The organism is Bacillus sp. PS196 (assembly GCF_037963555.1).
Classification (GTDB): domain Bacteria; phylum Bacillota; class Bacilli; order Bacillales; family Bacillaceae; genus Bacillus; species Bacillus subtilis.
The window spans coordinates 3,436,489-3,458,236 of the sequence record NZ_CP150159.1 but is presented as its reverse complement, the minus strand read 5'-3'; the positions used below and the strand labels follow the sequence as shown (position 1 = coordinate 3,458,236).

The following is a 21,748-nucleotide window of genomic DNA, read 5'->3' as shown; positions in this document are numbered from 1 at the left end:
CAATGAAGAATCTGGAGAATAAAAGCTTTATCATCCGCTGCCTGAAAGCGGCTGCATCTCCATCAGGTGTTTGCAGCTATGGGAATACCTTCAGCTGGCTGCAGCTCTCTTTTCTCTTTATGTTTTTAACGGCCTGCTTAATGGCGCCGTTAGCGGTTTCGTTTGTGAAAATGGATCGCTTCAGCGTTGCATCTTTTATGCCGTCAGCGATTCAAGGGGTTAATGATCAATTTGCTGATCAATTACAGGGTTTTCAAATCAGGAACGGAAAACTAACAGGCGGGAAGAGCTCTGAGAGGATTGAAGATGGGCAGAATGTGATGGCAGTCGATATGAAGCATGAATATGAGACAAGCGGTGAAAATGGGCGATTGAAAGTAACTGGATTTGAAAACGCCATCATATTTCAACCTGATCAACTGGTGATCACCGATCAAAACGAAACGGGGTTTTCTGTTGGCTATGCGAAAATGGACGTTAAGCTCGAGAAGCCAAACGTCCATGATGTAGAGGTCTTGATCGATACATTGTGGTTGGCACAGTATAAGCCGATGATCATGATGCTGGCATATACGGTGGTTTCTATGATCCAGTTTTTGTTAACGTTTGTTCTTGCCGGAGGCCTTTGGATCACAAAAATAACAAACATGATCTCTATTGCGTCATTCAAGGAAGCAGTATCTACGGCGATTTGCGCCTCGGCACTGCCGGTATTTGCGGCAGCTGCTATCGGCATGGTTCATTTTGATTTGATTACTGTATTGATGATCCATTCGTGTGGCGTTACTTTGATGATTTCTTTTGCATTTAGATATTTGACCAAAACCCGCCGTGATAATGGAAACTTACATTCGGGAGGAAATGATGATAAATCAGCGGTTATTTGAGATTGATGAATGGAAAATCAAAACAAATACATTTAATAAGGAGCATACACGGCTGCTGGAAAGCCTGACGTCTCTTGCCAATGGCTATATGGGGGTCAGAGGAAATTTTGAAGAAGGCTATTCAGGCGACAGTCACCAAGGCACATATATTGCAGGCGTGTGGTTCCCCGACAAAACGCGAGTAGGCTGGTGGAAAAACGGGTATCCAGAATATTTCGGAAAAGTGATCAATGCGATGAACTTTATGGGCATAGGCCTATATGTTGACGGTGAAAAAATCGATCTCCATCAAAATCCAATCGAATCATTTGAGGTAGAACTCAATATGAAAGAGGGGATTCTGCGGCGAAAAGCTGTTGTCCGCATTCAAGATAAAACCGTCAGAATCAGGTCAGAGCGGTTTCTTAGCCTTGCTGTAAAAGAACTCTGTGCGATTCATTATGAAGCGGAGTGCCTGACGGGAGATGCTGTCATTACGCTTGTTCCTTACCTGGATGGAAATGTGGCAAATGAAGATTCTAACTACCAAGAACAGTTTTGGCAGGAGGAAGCGAAAGGTGCTGATTCTCACAGCGGCCATTTAGCGACAAAAACAATCGAAAATCCATTTGGAACCCCGCGCTTCACGGTTTTAGCCGCAATAGCAAACGAGACGGAGGGTTTTGTCAATGAAAGCTTTAAAACGACTGAAATGTATGTCGAGAATCGCTACAGTTATCAAACGAAGGCATCATTGAAAAAGTTTGTGATTGTCACGACTTCACGTGATTTTCGTGAGGAAGAGCTTTTATCGAAAGCCAAGGAGCTTTTGGCGGATGTGGTTGAGAACGGCTATGAAAAAGCAAAACGGAGGCACACTGATCGATGGAAGGAAAGATGGGCAAAAGCGGACATTGAGATTAAAGGAGATGAGGAGCTACAACAAGGAATCCGCTACAATATCTTTCAGTTATTCTCGACATATTACGGGGACGATGCCCGTTTGAATATCGGGCCGAAAGGATTTACTGGCGAGAAATATGGAGGTGCTGCATATTGGGATACTGAGGCGTACGCCGTTCCGATGTATTTGGCGACAGCCGAGCCGGAGGTGACGAAAAACCTGCTTTTGTATCGCTATCATCAGTTGGAGGCTGCCAAACGAAACGCTGCAAAATTGGGGATGAAGGGGGCACTTTATCCGATGGTGACGTTCACAGGTGATGAATGCCACAACGAATGGGAAATCACCTTTGAAGAAATTCACCGCAATGGCGCGATCTGTTATGCGATCTACAATTATATCAATTATACAGGCGACTGTAACTATATGGAAGAATATGGGATAGATGTTCTTGTGGCAGTCAGCAGATTTTGGGCCGACCGTGTTCACTTCTCGAAACGAAAAAATAAGTATATGATCCATGGCGTCACAGGGCCGAATGAATACGAAAACAACGTTAACAACAATTGGTATACGAATGTCATTGCGGCTTGGACGTTGGAGTATACTCTACAAAGTCTCGAAAGTATCTCAGCGGAGAAACGCCGCCTTCTGGATGTGCTGGAAGAAGAATTGAAAGTCTGGAGAGAAATCATCCAGCACATGTACTATCCATTTAGTGAAGAACTGCAAATTTTCGTTCAGCATGACACGTTCTTGGACAAAGACCTGCAAGCAGTTGACGAATTAGATCCAGCGGAGCGGCCTCTTTATCAGAAATGGTCATGGGACAAGATTCTCCGCTCCAATTTTATTAAGCAGGCAGATGTTCTCCAAGGCATTTATCTTTTTAATGACCGTTTTACAATGGAAGAAAAACGGCGAAACTTTGAATTTTATGAGCCGATGACTGTTCATGAATCAAGCCTATCGCCCTCTGTCCATGCGATTCTCGCAGCCGAACTCAAGCTGGAAAAGAAAGCGCTCGAATTATATAAGCGCACAGCAAGGCTTGATCTTGATAATTACAATCATGATACGGAAGAAGGCTTGCATATTACTTCAATGACGGGTAGCTGGCTGGCAATCGTTCATGGCTTTGCAGGCATGCGCACCGCGAATGAGACGCTGTCATTTGCTCCGTTTTTGCCGAAAGAATGGGACGAATATTCATTCAACATCAATTATCGAAACCGATTAATCAATGTGACGGTTGACGAAAAGCGCGTTATTTTTGAGCTTGTAAAAGGCGAGCCGCTGCACATGAACGTTTATGAGGAACCGGTTGTCCTACAGGGACGATGTGAAAGGAGAACGCCTAATGAGTGAATGGTGGAAAGAAGCTGTCGTTTATCAAATTTACCCGCGCAGTTTTTATGATGCCAATGGAGATGGATTCGGAGATTTGCAAGGTGTGATTCAAAAGCTGGATTACATCAAAAATCTCGGGGCGGATGTCATCTGGCTCTCCCCGGTATTTGATTCCCCGCAGGATGACAACGGATATGATATCAGCGATTACAAAAACATGTACGAAAAGTTTGGGACAAATGAAGATATGTTTCAGCTGATTGATGAAGCCCATAAACGCGGAATGAAAATCGTCATGGATTTGGTCGTGAACCACACATCAGATGAGCATGCTTGGTTTGCTGAAAGCCGCAAGTCGAAGGACAATCCTTACCGGGATTATTATTTTTGGAAAGATCCTAAATCGGACGGCTCAGAGCCGAATAATTGGGGATCGATCTTTTCAGGCTCAGCGTGGACATACGATGAAGGAACAGGGCAGTATTATTTGCACTACTTTTCGAAAAAACAGCCTGATTTAAATTGGGAAAACGAAGCCGTTCGCCGGGAAGTTTATGATGTAATGAGATTCTGGATGGATAGAGGCGTTGACGGCTGGCGGATGGATGTGATCGGCTCTATTTCTAAATACACCGATTTTCCGGACTACGAAACGGATCACAGCCGCAGCTATATTGTTGGCCGTTATCACTCTAACGGCCCACGTCTTCATGAGTTTATTCAAGAGATGAACAGGGAAGTGCTTTCTCATTACGACTGCATGACAGTCGGAGAGGCAAACGGCTCTGATATTGAAGAGGCGAAAAAGTACACAGATGCAAGCAGGCAAGAGCTGAATATGATCTTTACATTTGAACATATGGATATTGATACAGAACAAAACTCGCCAAATGGGAAATGGCAGATCAAGCCGTTTGATTTGATTGCTTTAAAAAAGACGATGACAAGGTGGCAGACCGGGTTAATGAATGTCGGCTGGAATACCCTGTATTTTGAGAACCATGACCAGCCGAGGGTTATTTCCCGCTGGGGCAATGATGGGAAGCTGCGTAAAGAATGTGCGAAGGCATTTGCAACGATTCTGCACGGCATGAAAGGAACGCCGTTTATTTACCAGGGAGAAGAAATCGGCATGGTCAACAGCGATATGCCGCTGGAGATGTATGATGATCTTGAAATAAAGAATGCATATCGTGAACTAGTCGTCGAAAACAAAACGATGTCAGAAAAAGAGTTTGTCAAAGCCGTGATGATAAAAGGAAGGGATCATGCGAGAACACCGATGCAGTGGGATGCCGGAAAACATGCGGGATTCACAGCCGGAGACCCGTGGATACCGGTAAATTCCCGCTATCAAGATATCAATGTGAAAGAGTCTTTGGAAGATCAAGATTCGATTTTCTTTTACTATCAGAAGCTCATTCAATTACGAAAGCAATATAAGATTATGATATATGGCGATTATCAGCTGTTGCAGGAGAATGATCCGCAGGTCTTTTCTTACCTTCGAGAATATCGAGGGGAAAAGCTTCTTGTCGTTGTGAATTTATCGGAAGAAAAGGCTCTGTTCGAAGCGCCTCCAGAACTGATTCATGAGCGTTGGAAAGTGCTGATTTCAAACTATCCGCAGGAGCGGGCTGACTTAAAGAGTATTAGCCTCAAACCTTATGAAGCTGTGATGGGCATTAGTATATGAAAGCGGTCATTTTTGATTTAGACGGAGTGATAACAGATACTGCTGAATATCATTTTCTCGCTTGGAAGCACATCGCAGAACAAATCGATATCCCTTTTGACAGAGACATGAATGAAAGGCTAAAAGGAATCAGCAGAGAAGAGTCACTTGAAAGCATATTGATCTTTGGCGGGGCGGAAACAAAGTATACAAATGCGGAGAAACAAGAGCTTATGCATCGGAAAAATCGCGATTATCAAATGCTGATCAGCAAATTGACGCCGGAAGATCTTTTACCGGGGATTGGCAGGCTTCTATGTCAATTGAAAAACGAAAATATAAAAATCGGGTTAGCATCTTCAAGTCGCAATGCTCCTAAGATTTTAAGACGTTTGGCAATTATCGATGATTTTGATGCCATTGTTGATCCGACGGCTCTTGCGAAGGGGAAGCCTGATCCTGACATCTTTTTAACAGCTGCAGCGATGCTCGATGTTTCCCCTGCTGATTGCGCGGCAATAGAAGACGCAGAAGCAGGCATTTCCGCAATCAAATCTGCCGGGATGTTTGCGGTTGGTGTCGGTCAAGGACAGCCGATGCTTGGTGCTGATCTAGTTGTGAGGCAGACGAATGATTTGACACTTGAGCTGTTACATGAGGAATGGGAGCAGTATAGAATAAAAAGTGTTTAAGGGAGTCAATTCTTTGAAATGAAAAAACCTGCAAGAGACGCAGCTCTTGCAGGTTTTGTTGATTATTTTTTGTCTTCTGTGTGAGTCAAAATTTTGTCAATCAGGCCGTATTCAAGCGCTTCTTCAGCAGACTTGAAGTTATCACGGTCTGTGTCGCGTTCGATCACTTCAAGCGGCTGGCCAGTACGTTCAGCAAGGACTTTGTTTAATTTGTCGCGAAGCAAGAGAATGCGTTTCGCGGCAATTTCAATTTCTGTCGCCTGACCTTGCGCACCGCCAAGAGGCTGGTGAATCATGACTTCACTGTTTGGAAGCGCATAGCGTTTGCCTTTTTCGCCGGCTGCAAGCAGGAACGCGCCCATTGACGCAGCCATACCGATACAAATTGTAGATACCTTCGGCTTAATAAACTGCATGGTATCATAGATCGCCATACCGGCTGTAATAGAGCCGCCCGGGCTGTTGATGTAAAGAGAAATTTCTTTTTCAGGGTCTTCTGCTGCTAAGAATAAAAGCTGTGACACGATGGAGTTCGCAACGTTGTCATCAATCGCAGATCCAAGCATGATGATTCGATCCTTTAATAGACGAGAATAAATGTCATACGCTCTTTCCCCGCGGTTCGTTTGTTCAATGACTGTAGGTATTAAATTCATAATGCTCCTCCTTCACCTTTTAGGTAAGTATGTAGTTACATGATACATTTTTGGTCAATAAAGGTCAAACAAAAAGCTGGCCTGATATGCAAAGTCGTCTCTTTTTCCCATTTTCCCCAAAAATACAGGGGTTCAAACCATCGTATGTCAGATTGCCAATTAAGATGCTTTGTCTATTTAAAAAACGGCCTCTCGAAATAGAGGGTTGTTATTTGAATGGAATTATCGTATAATTAGTTGTGCTGACGTTCTCATAACGCAGTCATTCTGCGCTCGTAGCTCAGTTGGATAGAGCGGTGGTTTCCGGTACCACGTCTGTCGGGGGTTCGAATCCCTCCGAGCGCGTCCAATAGAACAACAGGAAAGACAAGGGTTTGGCGATTTGCCGCTCTTGTCTTTTTTGTGTGAAAAAGGGAATTGCATACCTTAGAGTAACATTTCAATTATATTCTTTAGTTTGAACCCTCACTTTCAAAAGAAGAAGTATGAATTGAGTTTTTCATTCATCTTATTAGCTTGTGATTAACAAACCTTTAAAAAAATCCGGTTCTACCCATTGCCTGTATTTATTTTGAGAATCTTCTCTCGGACAAAATTGGATAAGCGAGAATAGTTTTAAAATAAAAATTTATTTGCTTCCCCAGTTCTTCTCTATAAATTGAATTGCAGGCTGTAAGTTGGTTTTGTTCGCAATTTCAATGACAGCGGGAACGACGGCAGGGTCCGTTTTGGAGAAGTTCGGAATCCGCGGATCTAACCGGAAAAAACGATCTCCCAGAAGATTCGCACTGACCATGGATTCATAGTACCCATTACCGCCAGCAATCATCTGAAGAAATGGCAGTAAAGGTTCATTAGGCGACCTGTCCAAAAGGACTCCCCAATTTGGAGGAAGGTTCTTCAGATTTTCGGGACGTATGTTATCTGCACTTACCATTCCCCATCCCCTCGTATCTCTTCTTAACCGAGTCGGGGCTTCACCTGTTCCGATGGACAATACCGCAATTTGATCCAATGGCACGTTGGCTTTACCAACTGCAAACGCGATACTGGCTGTACTGGGATTCGTTGCTACTACATATCCGTCCACATAGTTTTGATAGGCGCGTTGCGTCGCGGGAGCACCGCTGCTCCGCAGTATGACATCACTCACTTTTTCATTTAAATAGGGAGAGCCGGGAAAATTGTGAAATAAGACAGGAGTCCAACGGTCCAGTTTTTGAGAGTATAATTTGAATGATGGGACAACAATTCGTTTTCTTAAATCTATAAGTTGAAGATCTGCTGGGAAAAAATTTCTTACCGCTTTAATAAAACCGGAATAGGGTAATTGTTGGTTGAAAACAGGTCCGCCTGGCCGGGAAATGCTGAATGCGGGTAGGATTTCATCCTCAAAATACTGAAGTGTTTCCCTTGGAGATCTTCCGCTTGCTAATGCAAGGGCAGTAAATGAACCGATTGAATTTCCCGAAAATACATGGGTTCGACTAATTAACTTCGGGTTTTGCCTAGCCAATCTGTTTAATAGTTGTAAACTTAAAGCACCTAAGGTACCGCCGCCGTCAAAGGTCATAATCCGATATTTTGCCAAAGCTGATGTCTCCTTTCTACATACATTCAGTATATGATGATCTAGAGTCTGTTGTATGGATGTATACCTCTGGTACTAAACACTTCTTCATCTCTCTTTTCTTTTGGCCTAAACGAATATTCACTCCGAAAAAAACTGGACACTGCTCCTAAAAACGATAAGAAAAAACGCTTGTTGGAGGATTGGACAGGAAGTTTGCTCAAAATTGTTTGAAAAATGTTTCTCAGCAGACCTCACCGACGAAAAAGGCCTTAGCGTATTATATTTATAGTTCGTAGATCATTTGTCTATGCGATTATCCAGCTCCTGCATATTTTAGTATCTGAATCGAATTTCTTTGGGAGTGAAATAATATATGGGATCAACACAGTTGACAGGGCGTGTAATCTTCAAAGGAGACCCCGGCTATACAGAGGCTATTAAGAATTGGAACCCTTATGTGGATGTCTATCCTCTTGTCTTTGTTTTTGCGCAAAATTCATACGATGTAAGTAATGCCATTAAATGGGCTCGTGAGAATAAAGTGCCCTTACGTGTCAGAAGCGGTCGCCATGCTTTAGATAAGAACCTTTCAGTAGTAAGTGGAGGAATTGTTATTGATGTGAGTGACATGAATAAAGTTTTCTTAGATGAAGAAAACGCTATTGCAACCGTTCAAACTGGTATTCCCGTTGGCCCGCTTGTAAAGGGATTAGCTCGAGACGGTTTTATGGCTCCGTTTGGAGATAGCCCAACAGTTGGAATCGGGGGAATTACGATGGGCGGCGGATTTGGTGTACTCTCACGATCGATTGGCCTTATAAGTGATAACCTTCTCGCGCTGAAAACGGTAGATGCAAAAGGAAGGATTATTCACGCAGATCAATCTCACAATGAGGATTTGCTATGGGCTTCTAGAGGCGGAGGAGGAGGTAACTTTGGATATAATACCCAATATACATTCAAAGTTCATCGTGCCCCTAAAACTGCAACCGTCTTCAATATTATCTGGCCGTGGGAACAATTAGAAACGGTATTTAAAGCTTGGCAGAAATGGGCTCCGTTTGTAGATGAACGATTAGGATGCTACCTTGAAATTTACAGCAAAATAAATGGTTTGTGTCATGCAGAAGGAATTTTCCTCGGTTCGAAAACTGAATTGATTCGATTATTAAAACCTTTATTACATGCGGGAACTCCAACAGAAGCAGATATCAAAACATTATACTATCCAGATGCTATAGATTTCTTAGACCCTGACGAACCCATCCCTGGCAGAAATGATCAGAGTGTTAAATTCTCCTCGGCATGGGGTCATGATTTTTGGTCTGACGAACCCATTTCAATCATGAGAAAATTTTTGGAAGATGCTACTGGAACAGAAGCCAATTTCTTTTTTATCAATTGGGGTGGTGCTATAAGCAGAGTCCCTAAAGACGAAACTGCCTTTTTTTGGCGCCATCCATTATTTTATACGGAATGGACGGCTAGTTGGAAAAATAAATCACAAGAAGATTCAAATCTTGCATCAGTTGAAAGAGTGCGTCAGCTGATGCAACCATATGTAGCAGGTTCATATGTTAATGTTCCAGATCAAAACATTGAAAACTTCGGAAAAGAATATTATGGCGCAAACTTTGCGCGGCTTCGAGAAATAAAGGCGAAATATGACCCCGAAAATGTATTTCGTTTTCCGCAAAGCATCCCGCCATCTCGTTAAAGTTTATTAAAGACAGAATCAATGACTCATACTAAAAAGCACTTGAATGGTTTCCGGTATCTTGTCTGTCGGGGTGCGAATCCCTTCAGTGCGTCCAATCAAACAACAGGAAAGACAATGGTTTGGCAACTTGCCACTCTTGTCTTTTTTGTTTTGTTTCATTTCATAAATCTTTTCCGCTGAAACATAAATGTTCCTCCGCTTGGGCACGTTATGAAATGTGCAATATTGAATATGGGAGGAGAATGAGCATGGGTATTTTAAGCGGAAATCCGCAGGATGAACCGATGCATTACGGTGAGGTATTCGGCTTGTGGAGTTATGTGATGGCGGGCAATAAAATGGTCGGCAATTACCAAATGCTATTGAATCATGTCGGTGATGACGACCTGAAGAAACTGCTTCGTGAGTCTATTGAGAAATGCCAAGATGAAATCAAACAGGTCAGCACGATCCTGAAAGAAAACGGGGTGGCGCTGCCGCCGGCTTCTCCTGAACCGCCGACAGCAGATCTTAACGACATTCCGCCTGGCGCACGGTTTCTCGATCCGGATGTGGCGGCCTCCGCGGCAGCAGAAAATGCTGCAGGTCTTGTGACATGCAGCAAAATGATGGGGCAATCGATTCGTGAGGATATTGCCATGATGTTTGGGCAATTTCATATGTCGAAAGCGGCAACAGGCGCAAAATACTTAAGGCTGCTAAAAAACAAAGGCTGGCTCATCCCGCCGCCGCTTCATCTTCAAAAACATCACGAAGCTTAATGGCAAAGGCATATACAGCTGTATATGCCTTGATTTTATGAAGATGACGTAAGACGCAGGCCGATGACGCCGGCTAGGATAAGGCAAAGTGAAATCACCTGTGAAAGCTGAAACCGCTCCTTAAACCAGATGAGCCCGACCGCCGAAACACCAATGCTTCCAATGCCAGTCCAGACGGCATATGCGACTCCGGCAGGCAGGACGATCATCGCTTGGGAAAGGCAGTAAAAGGATAAGCCGAATCCAACAGTCATCACAATGATTGGCCATTTTTTTCTTGTTCCGTCTATATATTTCATGGCAATGGCAGCTATAATTTCTTCTATGCCGGCAATCACTAATAAAAACCATGCCATTATTGTTCACCTCCCGGCTGAGATTTGCTTTCTTTCGTAAATAATTTCATTCCTAAAATGCCAGCCAGCAATAAAGCTAAAAAGAACATTTGGGCTGCTGAGAAGGATTCGCCCAGAACAATTCCAGTCAGATATGTTCCGACGGTTCCGATTCCCACAAACACAGTGTACGCGGCGGCCATCGGGATTTTTTGATAAGAGCGGATCAACAGGATAAAGCTGACCGCGATTAAGATAAAAATGATGATCCAATCCAAAAGCGAATCGGCATGTTTGAGGGAAGAGGCCCAAACAACCTCTAAAAGCCCTGCAATAAAAACAAGAACCCAATTCAAATGAAACACCTCTCTATTTTATGAATGAACGTCAGTCATTTTTAGGGCATTAAAAAATGAGCGGTGTTACCCAGTCATTTTTTAAGCAGTACCTAAGCTCCGTTTTAAGAAAGTGAAAATTTCCTTTTTATACACTTCAACATTTTCATCTTGTTCAAATCCGATATAGAATCGTTCCGCAGTATTCTCGACCAAGTTGATAATCGTTCTGGCCGTCCATTTTGAATTGATTCCTTCCGTTACCTCATGGTTTGCAATGGCCTTGTTGATGATTTTTTCAAGCCAGGAATAATAAGGCTGATAGATCGTCTCCCATTTTTCCATGGAGTGGTCGATCGCAAGCCCGGAATAACAGAGGACAATAATATCCTTATGGCGTTCTGTAATGAGAAATGTCTCATCAATTAATATATCTAAAACGGTCCAAAAATCCTCGTCCCCATGGAGCCTACCTTTGATTTGATCAAGTGTATGGGTGAGGAGATTTTCTGCAATGGCCGGTATGAGGGCATTTTTAGATGAAAAATACAAATAGAATGTTCCTTGGGCAGTGCCGGCCTTTTTGACAATATCAGAAATAGAAGCTTTGTCGAGGCCTTTTTCAGAAATGACTTCTATGGCCGCCTGCAATATTTTTTCGTATTTACCCGATGTTTGTTTTGGCATGAGGAACACCTCCAGTAATGACTGACTCTCATTCATTTTATCGCGTGTATGTTTGTTTGTAAAGAATAAAGAAGCAAGAAAACCTCTTGCTTCTTTATTTATCATAATCAATGGCGGCTTTTGGGAGCCCGGTATACTTTGCCCAGTAATAAATCGCAAGTGAGCCGATCGCGACTAAAATGAGGTCGACGGGATTGCTGATAATCCCTAAACCATGTCCGAAAGAACCGATGTAGGAAAAGATCAGCATCATAATATAAAACCCGATAAGCCACCAGGCTGATTTCAGCTGCTGAGCAAGGCTGACATCTTCTTTAGGCGTATATTTGCTGAAACAGAGATAGATCAAAAACATCACGAGTTGTGAACCGAGCAGCCAGGAGACTGTTTTCCATCCTGACCAGTACACGATAAACGCTGTAAATATAAAGGAAAGCGGCCCGATAATGCTCATTCCCTTTAAATAAAACGGCCTGTTTAAGTCCTTCGCGTTGACCCTCAGCGCAGCTGAAGAAATGGGTGCAATCGCATATGAAAGAATGAGCGCGACTGAACAGACATTGACGAGCGCGTTCCACGAAGGAAAGGGAAGTGTCCAGAAAATGGACAGGGCAAACGAAAGCCAAAGCGAAGCGCGGGGTGTCCCCGTATCTTTATTGACCTTTGAGAATATGCCAAATAATGTGCCGTTACGCGCCCAGGCGTAAACAAGGCGGGATGTCGTATTCATAAAGATATTCCCGTTTCCTCCGGGAGACAGAATGGCGTCTAAAATGACAAGCGTTGCAAGCCAGCCTAACCCGAGCATGACCGCAATATCCTTAAACGGCAATGAGAACTCCCGGCCAATTGCCGGCCAGCCATGTTTCAGTGTTTCTGTCGGGATTGCACCAATAAAGGTGACCTGCAAAACAGTATAAATGATGGTTGAAACGATGATGCAAATGATTAAAGCGATCGGGATATTGCGTTTGGGATTTTGGACTTCACCTGCTACAGATACAATCGGATGCAGGCCGAGATACGCAAACATCACGCCGCCTGTCGAGATGGCAGCCTGAATACCTGTAAATCCAAACGGTGCAAATCCTTCAACAGATAAATTCTCCGGCTGAAAATGAAAGATCAGCACAATAATGATGGTAATCGGCACAATATATTTAAAAATCGATATGATGAAATTCGCCTTAGCGAAGGTTTTGACGCTCCAATAATTCAGCAGGAAAAACAAGCATAATAGGGCAAACTGCAAGATCCAGCCGGAAATGGTCGGCGAATCAGACCCTTTAATGGTCAGGCCGGGAAACCAATAGGCCACATACTGGCGCACAGCTGTCACTTCAATTGAAATCAAGCTTGTATAAGCGACAATCGTGACAAACGAAATTAAGTAGCCGACAAGGTGGCCATGTGAATAAACGGGGTATCGAATGATGCCTCCGGTACGGGGCAGAGCGGCTCCGAGCTCCGCATATACAAGCCCTATTAACAAAATAATGGCTCCTCCGAGGATCCAGGAAAAAGCGCCGGAGGGCCCTGCTTTTGAAGCGACATTACTGACAGCGAACAGCCACGCTGATCCAAAGATGGCTCCCATCCCAATCAAAATCAGATCAAACAGCGACATTGATTTTTGAAAATTTCCTTGTTTAGACATTCGCTTCCTCCTTTGAAACCAGCCTTATATTCCTTACAATGCCCAATATGTAACAGAGAATACCGCTCCTAATAAAAAAACAGGGGCAGCCTGCGCCGCCCCTGTTTTTATTCATGAATCGAATCAAAGTGTTTCACTGTTATATTTTTGAAGGAGGCTGTGCCGCCGTCAGAATAAAGGGTAATTCCTTTATCTTCAGGCTTTGGGAAGACTTCATTTGAAAAAACGGTTTTCCCGTCGCCAACAAATACTTCTATCGTTGTTTTATCGACAAGTATTTTCAAATGCACCTTACGTTTGCTTACATCATAAGGAGCTTTGCTTTCGACATAGGTATTGCTTTTGTCAGGCTGATTTGTGGCTGCTCTATTGACATAAGCATAGCCGCCTTCAGCGAAAATACCGACATCAATATGGCGTTTTTGGTCTTCTGATTCTCTGAGCCTGACGCCTGCATTCTTTAGCTCTGACCAAGAAAGGTCCGTCTCAAGCTGGTACGTATCACCTGTAATCGACAATGTTTTTGATCCGTTCACATCCTGATCCTCTATTTTGTCAGTTGAAACAGTCAGCTGCTCCAAAGCTTCAATCGGCTGTGAGACGAGGCTGTATGTTCCATCCTGCTCCTTCAGCCGGAGTTCGCGTATGACAGAATCTGTGCCGTTAAAGCCGTTTTTCATTGTCGGGGTGTTGTTGGCATAATCCCAATTGTTCATCCAGGCAAGCGCGTACCGCTTTTCTAATGGATCTGTGCTTTTGCTGTCTTCGAACGTCACACCGCCATACCAGTCGAAGCCATAGTCAAGCCATTGGGCTTCAGTCTGATCCGCTTTGAATTCTTTTCCGTCGAAGCTTCCGGTCCAGTAGGCGTACGTATTTGGTTTGCCCCACGGTTTGCCATTCGCGCTGGCACCGAGAACCCACTTATTCGTTCCGTCGCTTGCCCGCATCATGTAGAGGTCGGGACATTCCACCATTCCCGCCTGTTCTGGGAAGAATCCGCTTGTGTAATGCCAGTCCTTAAGATTATCGGATTCATAAAAACCGATTTTTGATCCTTCAGCCATGACCATGACCCATTTGTTATCCTGGTCATCCCAGATGACTTTCGGATCTCTGAAATCGTCTGTGCCCGGATTAGGCATAACGGGGTTGCCACTGTAGAATTTGAATGATTTTCCTTTGTCTGTGCTGTACCACAAATATTGTTCCTGTTTTTTGTCTTTGGCTGAGGGCTGTGTCACAATCGCGACAAGCGCATTTTTCCCAAAGCCGGCTGTGTTCTCTTTATCAACCACGACGGAACCGGTCCAAATGTCACCGTCCGGGTTTGTATATTTCGGAATCGCCACGCCTTCATCGGTCCAGTGCACCAAATCCTCTGAGACGGCATGGCGCCATTCTGTGCCGTTGCCTTTTGGGTAATCCCGGTTATATAGATAGAAATAATGATACTTGCCATCAAAATAGATCGGTTTTTGAGGGTCATTTTTCCATTTATCCGGCGTCGTAAAATGATATGCCGCCCGGTAGTCCGGCTTCTGTTTTGATTTTGTTTTTTGGTCATGTCCTTCTTTTGGAAATAAGTCGATAAACAGCAATATTCCTAAAAAGGTTAGGAATACGGTTAGCCATTTGCCTGCTTTTATATAGTTCATATGGGATTCACCTTTATGTTGATAAGAAATAAAAGAAAATGCCAATAGGATCGGCATTTTCTTTTGCGTTTTTATTTGTTAACTGTTAATTGTCCTTGTTCAAGGATGCTGTCTTTGACAACAGATGTTTTCTTGCCTTTGATGTTCAGCAGGAAGCTTGGCGCAAACGTTGATTGTTTGTCTGCGTAGAATCCTCTGTTTGTCATATAGCTTGTAATCACGACATTGTTTCCTTTCGCTTGAGGTACAGCGAAGTGTGAGTAAGTAAAGGTTACATCGTTAGGATCAAGATCCATTTTTAACACAAGGCCAGTTTTGTTCAGCGGCTTGTATGGGCCAGTTAAAGAATTAGAAACATAACCAAGCATGTAAATATCGTTAGACGTAATGCCGTCAATCGTCATTTTTGATCCGCGGGAGTCAGTGAACAGGTACCATTTGCCGTTCATTTTAAAGACGTTCGCGCGTTCAATTTCATCTGTTACTGTGTTAGATGCAATCAGCGGTTTCATCACTTTTTTCAGTGTGTAATCATCGTTTAGCTCAATCATACCGAGAGCGCCGTTTGCTAACTCAGCCGTGCGTTTTTTATCGCTTTGCAGAAGTTTTTGACTTTCTTGACGGAAGAATGATGTGCTTTTGCCATAGTATGCTTTGTTAAATAAAGATTCTTCGCCTTGGTAGCCATCTTCAGTTCCAGTGTTTGCTTCAAATACTAAGTATTTGTGGCCTTTATCTTCTACGTAGTGAGGATCTCTCAGCGTATGGTTGTCGCCTGAGCTGTAGTTGCCTTCATCGATGAACTGCTGTACATTTTGATACGTTTTTCCGTCACCGTCAAAGATTGATTTATAATCCTCTACACCGTTGATGTTCAAAGAGCTGTCTGATGCTGATACGTTAACTTGTGCAGTTGTCAGTGTTTGTTTGCCGTAATGTTTACCGGAGAAATCAGTGTAGAATAAACGGATTTTTCCGTCAGATGTAAATGTGGCTGAACCTGACCATTCTTGTGTTTGGTCTTTTAGGATAGAATCATTTGCATCGAATTTGTCGCTGTCTTTAAAGACGCGGCCAGCGTTTTTCCAGCTGTCAATAGAAGTTTCGCCGACTTTTTGATAGAACATGTAAATCGATGTGTCATCCGCATTTTTAGGATCTCCGGCTAATGCAAAGACGATGTGGTAGCCGTGATAGTTTGCGACAGTGCCGTCAGCGTTTTGTAATGGCCAGCTGTCCCAAACGTCCAGGCCTTTTGCAGAAGAGATATTTTTAATTGTGGACGAATCGAATTCAGGAACTTGATATTTTTCATTTTTTTGCTGTTCAGGGATTTGCAGCATATCATGGCGTGTAATATGGGAAATGCCGTATGTTTCCTTATATGGCTTTTGGTTCGTTTCTTTCGCAAACGCTTGAGTTGCGCCTCCTGCCAGCAGTGCGGTAGTAAAGGTTAATACTGTTGCTTGTTTTGCAAACTTTTTGATGTTCATCGTTCATGTCTCCTTTTTTATGTACTGTGTTAGCGGTCTGCTTCTTCCAGCCCTCCTGTTTGAAGATGGCAAGTTAGTTACGCACAATAAAAAAAGACCTAAAATATGTAAGGGGTGACGCCAAAGTATACACTTTGCCCTTTACACATTTTAGGTCTTGCCTGCTTTATCAGTAACAAACCCGCGCGATTTACTTTTCGACCTCATTCTATTAGACTCTCGTTTGGATTGCAACTGGTCTATTTTCCTCTTTTGTTTGATAGAAAATCATAAAAGGATTTGCAGACTACGGGCCTAAAGAACTAAAAAATCTATCTGTTTCTTTTCATTCTCTGTATTTTTTATAGTTTCTGTTGCATGGGCATAAAGTTGCCTTTTTAATCACAATTCAGAAAATATCATAATATCTCATTTCACTAAATAATAGTGAACGGCAGGTATATGTGATGGGTTAAAAAGGATCTCTAACTGAAGGATTTTTCAAAATATTTGAAACGTTAGTAGGTTAGTAACGTACAGAGATATGGGAGGTGGAGGAATGAAGCAGAATAAAAGAAAGCATCTTCAGACGTTATTTGAGACATTAGGCGAAAAACATCAGTTTAACGGGACGGTTCTGGCTGCGGAGGGTGGCGATATTTTATATCACCACTCTTTTGGCTATGCGGAAATGACGGAAAAACGCCCGTTGAAAACCAACTCTTTGTTTGAGTTAGCGTCTTTGTCAAAGCCTTTTACAGCATTGGGAATCATCTTGCTGGAGGAGAAGGGGATTCTTGGCTATGAGGATAAAGTGGATCGCTGGCTGCCCGGTTTTCCGTATCAGGGCGTAACGATTCGGCATTTATTGAACCATACGTCAGGGCTTCCTGATTATATGGGATGGTTTTTTGCCAATTGGGATTCACACAAGATTGCGGTGAATCAGGATATTGTCGATATGCTGATGAATGAGGGGCTATCTGGTTATTTTGAACCGAATGAAGGCTGGATGTACAGCAATACGGGGTATGTGCTGCTGGCGGTTATCATTGAAAAAGCATCTGGCATGAGCTATGCGGATTTTATAAAAACAAGTATTTTTTTACCGGCAGGCATGAATGAAACAAGAGTGTATAACAGGAGGCTTTCGCCTGAGCGAATTGATCATTATGCATATGGATATGTGTATGATGTACATTCCGAAACATACGTCCTCCCTGATGAGCTGGAGGAAACGAACTATGTTGTGTATCTCGATGGCATACAGGGAGATGGGACGGTTAACTCTGTCACAAGCGATTTGTTTCGATTTGATCAGGCTTTATATCAGGACGATTTCATCAGCAAGGCTTCTAAGGAATCTGCGTTTTCTCCAGTGCGCCTCAACAATGGAGAAACAATTGATTATGGCTTTGGCTGGGTGCTGCAAAACAGTCCTGAAAAAGGGCGGATTGTCAGCCACAGCGGAGGATGGCCCGGCTATTCGACGATGATGATCCGATATATCGATCATCGTAAAACGCTGATCTATTTGAGTAATAAGGAAGAGGATACTGAATATGAACAAGCGATTCTGAAGGCGGCGGAACATATTCTATTTGGCCAGCCATATGATGTCCCGGAACGTCCTGCTGATAAAAAGAAAAAAGCAATTGATACGGCGATATACAGCCGCTATGTTGGCAGCTACCTGTTGCAGGATGGGACGGCTGCACAGGTGACAACCGAGAATGAACGGCTTTATTTGGAGATCGCCGGACAGCTGAGACTGGAGTTATTTCCTTCCTCGGAAACCCGTTTCTTTCTGCGAGCATTGTCTGTTGAAGTCGAGTTTACATTAGGTGAGGATGCTGCGAAAAGCTTTATCCTCTATGAGGATGGCTCAGAGGAAGAAGCGGTCCGTACGAAGTAGAAAGGAATGAATTTGATGATCGGAATATTAGCCGGAATGGGGCCGAAATCGACCTCGCCGTTTATTGATAAGGTGATTGATTACTGTCAGAAGCTGTATGGGGCTTCAAACGATATTGACTATCCGCACATGATGATCTATTCATGCCCGACGCCCTTCTATGCAGATCGTCCAATTGACCATGACGAGATGAAAAAAGCGATTATCGACGGAGCGGTAAAGCTCGAGAAAACAGGCGTGGATTTCATTGCGCTGCCTTGTAATACGGCGCATGTCTACTATGAAGAGATTCAGCAGGCATTGTCAGTTCCTATGTTGCATATTGTTGAGGAAACGATAAAAGAGATTCCGCATCCCGCAAAAAAAGCGGTGGTTTTAGGAACAGAGCCAACCATCCAATCCGCCATCTACCAAAAAGTTCTGAAGGGAAATGGACAAGAAGTTATTCACAAGGACCATTGGCAGCAGGCTGTGAACCAGCTTATCGCCGCAATCAAACAGCCAAATCATATGCAGCATACACAAGCATTGTGGCAGACGCTATATGAAGAAATCAGTCAGCATGCAGACATCATCATTTCAGCCTGCACGGATTTAAATGCGGTGTTAGATCATATTCAAAGTGAGATTCCGATTATAGATTCCTCTGCCTGTCTTGCCAAAAGCACTGTCAGCACATATCTTGCTTATCAAAGCTAGCTTCAGACAAGGACTGTCTTCAAACAGTCCTTGTTTTTTTATGTTCCTATTGTTTGACAGTTAACTGCAATGGTGTTAAAGTGAACATGTAAATAGTTACATGATTTTTTCTGAAGGTGAGGTGGTTCTCGTGAAGAAGCCGGTTTTAAAACCATTCGCCTCTTTAGAAATCAAGGTTGATCCGCCTATCACGATTGGTGAGACAAGCCTGGGACTGAGATGATTCATTCCGATTCGTTCGGGAACAATAACCGGGGAAGTAAAGGGACGTATTTTGCCGGGCGGTGCCGATTCACAAATGATTCGCGCTAACGGCAGAACAGATTTATCTGCCAGGTATGTGATTGAAACAGCAGATCATGAACTGATTTACATTGAAAACAATGGAATACGGCAAGTCAGCAAGCCGTTTCGAAAACAAGCGGCAGCCGGGGAAATTATTGAACCGGAGCATGTTTATTTTCGTACGGTACCGACGTTTGAAACAGGCAGTGAAGTCTATCAATGGCTCCATGACCGCTTGTTTATCGGTTCCGCAGAAAGAACCCCTGATTACGTTCTACTAGACATTTATGAAGTACAGTAAAAGACTAAGGAGAGTGTGTAAGATGGAAAACTTTATCGGAAGCCACATGATTTATACGTATGAAAACGGATGGGAATACGAGATTTATATTAAAAACGACCATACAATTGATTATAGAATTCATAGCGGAATGGTTGCCGGACGCTGGGTTCGAGATCAGGAAGTGAATATTGTCAAACTGACAGAAGGCGTATATAAAGTGTCTTGGACAGAGCCGACTGGCACGGATGTTTCATTAAACTTTATGCCAAATGAAAAACGCATGCATGGCATTATTTTCTTCCCGAAATGGGTGCATGAACATCCTGAAATTACGGTTTGCTACCAAAATGACCACATTGATTTGATGAAAGAATCCCGCGAAAAATATGAAACGTATCCAAAATACGTTGTACCTGAATTTGCGGAAATTACATTTCTGAAAAATGAAGGAGTCGACAACGAAGAAGTGATTTCGAAGGCTCCTTATGAGGGAATGACAGACGATATTCGCGCGGGAAGATTATAATAAACATAAAAACCCGGAAAAGAGAATTACTTCTCTTTTCCGGGTTTTCTTTTTGCTGAGTATGCGGGAACCATCACAATTCCCGCGAAAAACAGTATGATGCCAGTCCAGCGCATAGGCTGGTAATAGACTGTGTCCCGTAAACATACCACGGCCGACAAAATAATGATACAAGCTGCCACAACAATGGCAGCACCAATGTATCCTGTTTTCCCCATATTTATTCTCCTTTTGAAGGGAATAGCTTCTGCCTTTTTTCAGATTCGGGATCGTTTTCGATCGTAATCTCTGAGTCTAAAATCAGCGTCTCTCTCGTTTCTTCATGATACGCAGGCCAATTCACAGCTTCGGTGCTTGGGTTTCCTGTTTTGGCGAACGTGATCCACGCTGATTGTATCGTGTGAGAAAGCTGTTTCACCTCATCCGTAATCTCCGCTTTTGCCATTCGTTCCAATCCGTCCAGATTTCCAAAGACAAAAGGAAGCTCTAATGCGTGAAACGCTTTATTGTACGGCGGCTTCTTCGGGTGCCAATCGAACCTGTACATCCAGACAGGGGCGTAATGAGACTGTGCGGATGCATAGGCGACGGCAGGGCGCCAAAATAATAAATCAGTCATCATATGAATTTGGCTTTCCAGAGAACGCGGATACAAATCGGCAACTTTCTCTGCCAGCGGCTTCCCTAGTAAATATTCGAGCGCTGCATCAAGCGTTTCCTGAGAATGAACGTCTGAATCCGGGGTGAAAAATAAATATCCTTCATCACGGGTTGTTCCAATTAATAGCGGAATACCGGAAGCAGCCCCTTCTGCGATCGCTTTTTCTGGTTCTTCAGGCAGCGTTTTCGGATCAAGGGCGGGCTGGAAGAACAGCTGAAAGATATTTTCTTTTTCTGCAATCCGAAGCTGATCAGCCGCTTTTAGCAAATCTTCCGCAGAAACCGTATGCAATTTATCCAGTTGGCCCTCGTTAATCCCAAGGACCTGTAAAAAGGCTGCCGAGGTGCTCGCCGCTTGTTCTTTCGTCATCGTTCGAGAAGCGCCGCTTTCCATGATTGCTTTCTGGAACAGGCCTTTTGCCGCAGGCATAGCAAGCAGCGCGGCAATGCTCATCCCGCCGGCGGATTCTCCAAATACTGTTACGTTATCGGGATCACCGCCAAACGCTGAAATATTCTCTCGCACCCATTTCAGCGCGGCGGCTTGGTCTAAAAGCCCAAGGTTATCAGAATACGCCTCATTAAATGAAGACAAGTGCAAAAAGCCAAACGGCCCCAGCCGATAGTTCAATGTAACGACAATGACTTCTCCCTGTGCCGCAAGTTTTGATCCGTCATACAATGGCTCACTGCCCGCTCCTAGATAAAAAGCGCCTCCGTGAATCCACACCATGACAGGAAGATTTTTACTTGGGGTGTCAGGCGCAAATACATTGACATACAAGCAATCCTCGGACTGGCGGGGCAGCTCAGTATACGAAAGTGACAGCAAATCAGACGGCTGCGGGCAAATAGAGCCGTACGCTGTGGCATCAAGCACATCTTCCCACACTTCAGGCGGCTCAGGTGCTTTAAAACGCCATTGTCCGACAGGCGGCTTGGCATAGGGGATGCCTTTCCACTTATGTACGCCGTTTTCCGTTGTGCCTTTTACTTTGCCGTATTGAGTCGTTACTATTTGATGAGTCATTGTGTTCTC

Annotated in this window: 19 protein-coding genes, 1 tRNA gene and 1 pseudogene; 11 read left to right on the top strand and 10 right to left on the bottom strand. The window is 43.6% G+C overall.

Features of this window, described 5'->3' with window-relative positions; genetic code table 11:
* The first annotated feature begins 2 nt into the window (after window positions 1-2).
* From NST79_RS17995 to pgmB, 4 genes are read left to right on the top strand one after another with little or no spacing between them, the layout of a single operon-like run.
* Window positions 3-887 (top strand): DUF1189 domain-containing protein, encoded by an 885-nt coding sequence (locus tag NST79_RS17995; protein ID WP_212060914.1) that lies wholly within the window; start codon window positions 3-5, stop codon window positions 885-887.
* Complete coding sequence (gene mdxK, locus NST79_RS17990) at window positions 865-3,138, top strand: glycoside hydrolase family 65 protein (protein WP_212060912.1); 2,274 nt, start codon at window positions 865-867, stop codon at window positions 3,136-3,138. Before NST79_RS17995 ends, mdxK begins: the two co-directional genes overlap by 23 nt.
* Window positions 3,131-4,816: an alpha-glucosidase gene (gene malL / locus NST79_RS17985; RefSeq protein ID WP_212060910.1), complete on the top strand. Its 1,686-nt coding sequence runs from the start codon at window positions 3,131-3,133 to the stop codon at window positions 4,814-4,816. Before mdxK ends, malL begins: the two co-directional genes overlap by 8 nt.
* Window positions 4,813-5,487: a beta-phosphoglucomutase gene (gene pgmB, locus NST79_RS17980; protein ID WP_212060904.1), complete on the top strand. Its 675-nt coding sequence runs from the start codon at window positions 4,813-4,815 to the stop codon at window positions 5,485-5,487. The genes malL and pgmB overlap by 4 nt, the downstream gene beginning before the upstream one ends.
* A 62-nt stretch (window positions 5,488-5,549) precedes the next feature.
* Here pgmB and clpP read toward each other — a convergent pair whose 3' ends face one another.
* The gene (gene clpP, locus NST79_RS17975; protein ID WP_003228214.1) at window positions 5,550-6,143 is read right to left on the bottom strand and encodes an ATP-dependent Clp endopeptidase proteolytic subunit ClpP; all 594 of its coding nucleotides are present in this window, start codon (window positions 6,141-6,143) and stop codon (window positions 5,550-5,552) included.
* Between the two features lie 269 nt (window positions 6,144-6,412).
* On the opposite strand from clpP, the gene NST79_RS17970 reads away from it, so the two are divergent.
* Window positions 6,413-6,488 (top strand) — tRNA-Arg (locus tag NST79_RS17970).
* Between the two features lie 283 nt (window positions 6,489-6,771).
* On the opposite strand, the gene cotR is transcribed toward NST79_RS17970, so the two are convergent.
* Entirely contained in the window at window positions 6,772-7,734 is a 963-nt protein-coding gene (gene cotR / locus NST79_RS17965; RefSeq protein WP_015251166.1) for a sporulation hydrolase CotR, read from the bottom strand.
* A gap of 355 nt (window positions 7,735-8,089) precedes the next feature.
* Here cotR and NST79_RS17960 point away from each other — a divergent pair, with 355 nt between their 5' ends.
* Both NST79_RS17960 and NST79_RS17955 read left to right on the top strand, forming a co-directional pair.
* Complete coding sequence (locus tag NST79_RS17960) at window positions 8,090-9,433, top strand: FAD-binding oxidoreductase (RefSeq protein ID WP_003228217.1); 1,344 nt, start codon at window positions 8,090-8,092, stop codon at window positions 9,431-9,433.
* 251 nt (window positions 9,434-9,684) lie between these two features.
* On the top strand, window positions 9,685-10,197 hold the full coding sequence (locus NST79_RS17955; protein ID WP_003243249.1) for a DUF3231 family protein: 513 nt from the start codon (window positions 9,685-9,687) through the stop codon (window positions 10,195-10,197).
* A gap of 35 nt (window positions 10,198-10,232) precedes the next feature.
* On the opposite strand, the gene NST79_RS17950 is transcribed toward NST79_RS17955, so the two are convergent.
* The 6 genes from NST79_RS17950 to sacB form a co-directional block, all read right to left on the bottom strand.
* On the bottom strand, window positions 10,233-10,553 hold the full coding sequence (locus NST79_RS17950) for a QacE family quaternary ammonium compound efflux SMR transporter (RefSeq protein ID WP_003228222.1): 321 nt from the start codon (window positions 10,551-10,553) through the stop codon (window positions 10,233-10,235).
* A complete protein-coding gene (locus NST79_RS17945) occupies window positions 10,553-10,888 on the bottom strand; it encodes an SMR family transporter (RefSeq protein ID WP_014480966.1) in 336 nt (111 codons plus the stop codon). Before NST79_RS17945 ends, NST79_RS17950 begins: the two co-directional genes overlap by 1 nt.
* A gap of 81 nt (window positions 10,889-10,969) precedes the next feature.
* A complete protein-coding gene (locus NST79_RS17940; RefSeq protein ID WP_003244443.1) occupies window positions 10,970-11,554 on the bottom strand; it encodes a TetR family transcriptional regulator in 585 nt (194 codons plus the stop codon).
* A gap of 94 nt (window positions 11,555-11,648) precedes the next feature.
* Window positions 11,649-13,211, bottom strand: coding sequence for an aspartate/proton symporter AspP (gene aspP, locus NST79_RS17935; RefSeq protein WP_015384716.1), 1,563 nt, complete (start codon window positions 13,209-13,211; stop codon window positions 11,649-11,651).
* 107 nt (window positions 13,212-13,318) lie between these two features.
* Window positions 13,319-14,869 carry a glycoside hydrolase family 32 protein gene (gene levB / locus NST79_RS17930; RefSeq protein ID WP_212060901.1) on the bottom strand — a complete coding sequence of 517 codons (1,551 nt, stop codon included), beginning with the start codon at window positions 14,867-14,869 and terminating at the stop codon, window positions 13,319-13,321.
* 71 nt (window positions 14,870-14,940) lie between these two features.
* The gene (gene sacB, locus NST79_RS17925) at window positions 14,941-16,362 is read right to left on the bottom strand and encodes a levansucrase (protein ID WP_001022105.1); all 1,422 of its coding nucleotides are present in this window, start codon (window positions 16,360-16,362) and stop codon (window positions 14,941-14,943) included.
* A gap of 538 nt (window positions 16,363-16,900) precedes the next feature.
* On the opposite strand from sacB, the gene NST79_RS17920 reads away from it, so the two are divergent.
* The 4 genes and pseudogenes from NST79_RS17920 to padC all read left to right on the top strand — a co-directional run bounded on the left by NST79_RS17920 (window position 16,901) and on the right by padC (window position 20,049).
* Window positions 16,901-18,256 (top strand): serine hydrolase, encoded by a 1,356-nt coding sequence (locus tag NST79_RS17920; RefSeq protein WP_003243737.1) that lies wholly within the window; start codon window positions 16,901-16,903, stop codon window positions 18,254-18,256.
* A gap of 15 nt (window positions 18,257-18,271) precedes the next feature.
* The gene (gene racX, locus NST79_RS17915) at window positions 18,272-18,955 is read left to right on the top strand and encodes a broad specificity amino-acid racemase RacX (RefSeq protein WP_003244427.1); all 684 of its coding nucleotides are present in this window, start codon (window positions 18,272-18,274) and stop codon (window positions 18,953-18,955) included.
* Between the two features lie 130 nt (window positions 18,956-19,085).
* Window positions 19,086-19,541 (top strand): annotated as a pseudogene (locus NST79_RS17910) (DUF3237 domain-containing protein).
* Between the two features lie 22 nt (window positions 19,542-19,563).
* Window positions 19,564-20,049, top strand: a complete 486-nt coding sequence (gene padC, locus NST79_RS17905) for a phenolic acid decarboxylase (RefSeq protein ID WP_003243190.1) — start codon at window positions 19,564-19,566, stop codon at window positions 20,047-20,049.
* Between the two features lie 26 nt (window positions 20,050-20,075).
* Here the strand turns inward: padC and NST79_RS17900 are convergent, their stop codons facing one another.
* Both NST79_RS17900 and pnbA read right to left on the bottom strand, forming a co-directional pair.
* Window positions 20,076-20,267: a hypothetical protein gene (locus NST79_RS17900; protein WP_003228241.1), complete on the bottom strand. Its 192-nt coding sequence runs from the start codon at window positions 20,265-20,267 to the stop codon at window positions 20,076-20,078.
* A gap of 2 nt (window positions 20,268-20,269) precedes the next feature.
* Complete coding sequence (gene pnbA, locus NST79_RS17895; protein WP_003243926.1) at window positions 20,270-21,739, bottom strand: para-nitrobenzyl esterase; 1,470 nt, start codon at window positions 21,737-21,739, stop codon at window positions 20,270-20,272.
* Between the last annotated feature and the right edge of the window lie 9 nt (window positions 21,740-21,748).

Bases quoted from the DNA above. Each gene is read 5' to 3' on its own strand.
- NST79_RS17995 (WP_212060914.1), top strand. From the start codon at position 3: ATGAAGAATCTGGAGAATAAAAGCTTTATCATCCGCTGCCTGAAAGCG.
- mdxK (WP_212060912.1), top strand. From the start codon at position 865: ATGATAAATCAGCGGTTATTTGAGATTGATGAATGGAAAATCAAAACA.
- malL (WP_212060910.1), top strand. From the start codon at position 3,131: ATGAGTGAATGGTGGAAAGAAGCTGTCGTTTATCAAATTTACCCGCGC.
- pgmB (WP_212060904.1), top strand. From the start codon at position 4,813: ATGAAAGCGGTCATTTTTGATTTAGACGGAGTGATAACAGATACTGCT.
- clpP (WP_003228214.1), bottom strand. From the start codon at position 6,143: ATGAATTTAATACCTACAGTCATTGAACAAACGAACCGCGGGGAAAGA.
- NST79_RS17960 (WP_003228217.1), top strand. From the start codon at position 8,090: ATGGGATCAACACAGTTGACAGGGCGTGTAATCTTCAAAGGAGACCCC.
- NST79_RS17955 (WP_003243249.1), top strand. From the start codon at position 9,685: ATGGGTATTTTAAGCGGAAATCCGCAGGATGAACCGATGCATTACGGT.
- NST79_RS17950 (WP_003228222.1), bottom strand. From the start codon at position 10,553: ATGGCATGGTTTTTATTAGTGATTGCCGGCATAGAAGAAATTATAGCT.
- NST79_RS17940 (WP_003244443.1), bottom strand. From the start codon at position 11,554: ATGCCAAAACAAACATCGGGTAAATACGAAAAAATATTGCAGGCGGCC.
- aspP (WP_015384716.1), bottom strand. From the start codon at position 13,211: ATGTCTAAACAAGGAAATTTTCAAAAATCAATGTCGCTGTTTGATCTG.
- levB (WP_212060901.1), bottom strand. From the start codon at position 14,869: ATGAACTATATAAAAGCAGGCAAATGGCTAACCGTATTCCTAACCTTT.
- sacB (WP_001022105.1), bottom strand. From the start codon at position 16,362: ATGAACATCAAAAAGTTTGCAAAACAAGCAACAGTATTAACCTTTACT.
- NST79_RS17920 (WP_003243737.1), top strand. From the start codon at position 16,901: ATGAAGCAGAATAAAAGAAAGCATCTTCAGACGTTATTTGAGACATTA.
- racX (WP_003244427.1), top strand. From the start codon at position 18,272: ATGATCGGAATATTAGCCGGAATGGGGCCGAAATCGACCTCGCCGTTT.
- padC (WP_003243190.1), top strand. From the start codon at position 19,564: ATGGAAAACTTTATCGGAAGCCACATGATTTATACGTATGAAAACGGA.
- NST79_RS17900 (WP_003228241.1), bottom strand. From the start codon at position 20,267: ATGGGGAAAACAGGATACATTGGTGCTGCCATTGTTGTGGCAGCTTGT.
- pnbA (WP_003243926.1), bottom strand. From the start codon at position 21,739: ATGACTCATCAAATAGTAACGACTCAATACGGCAAAGTAAAAGGCACA.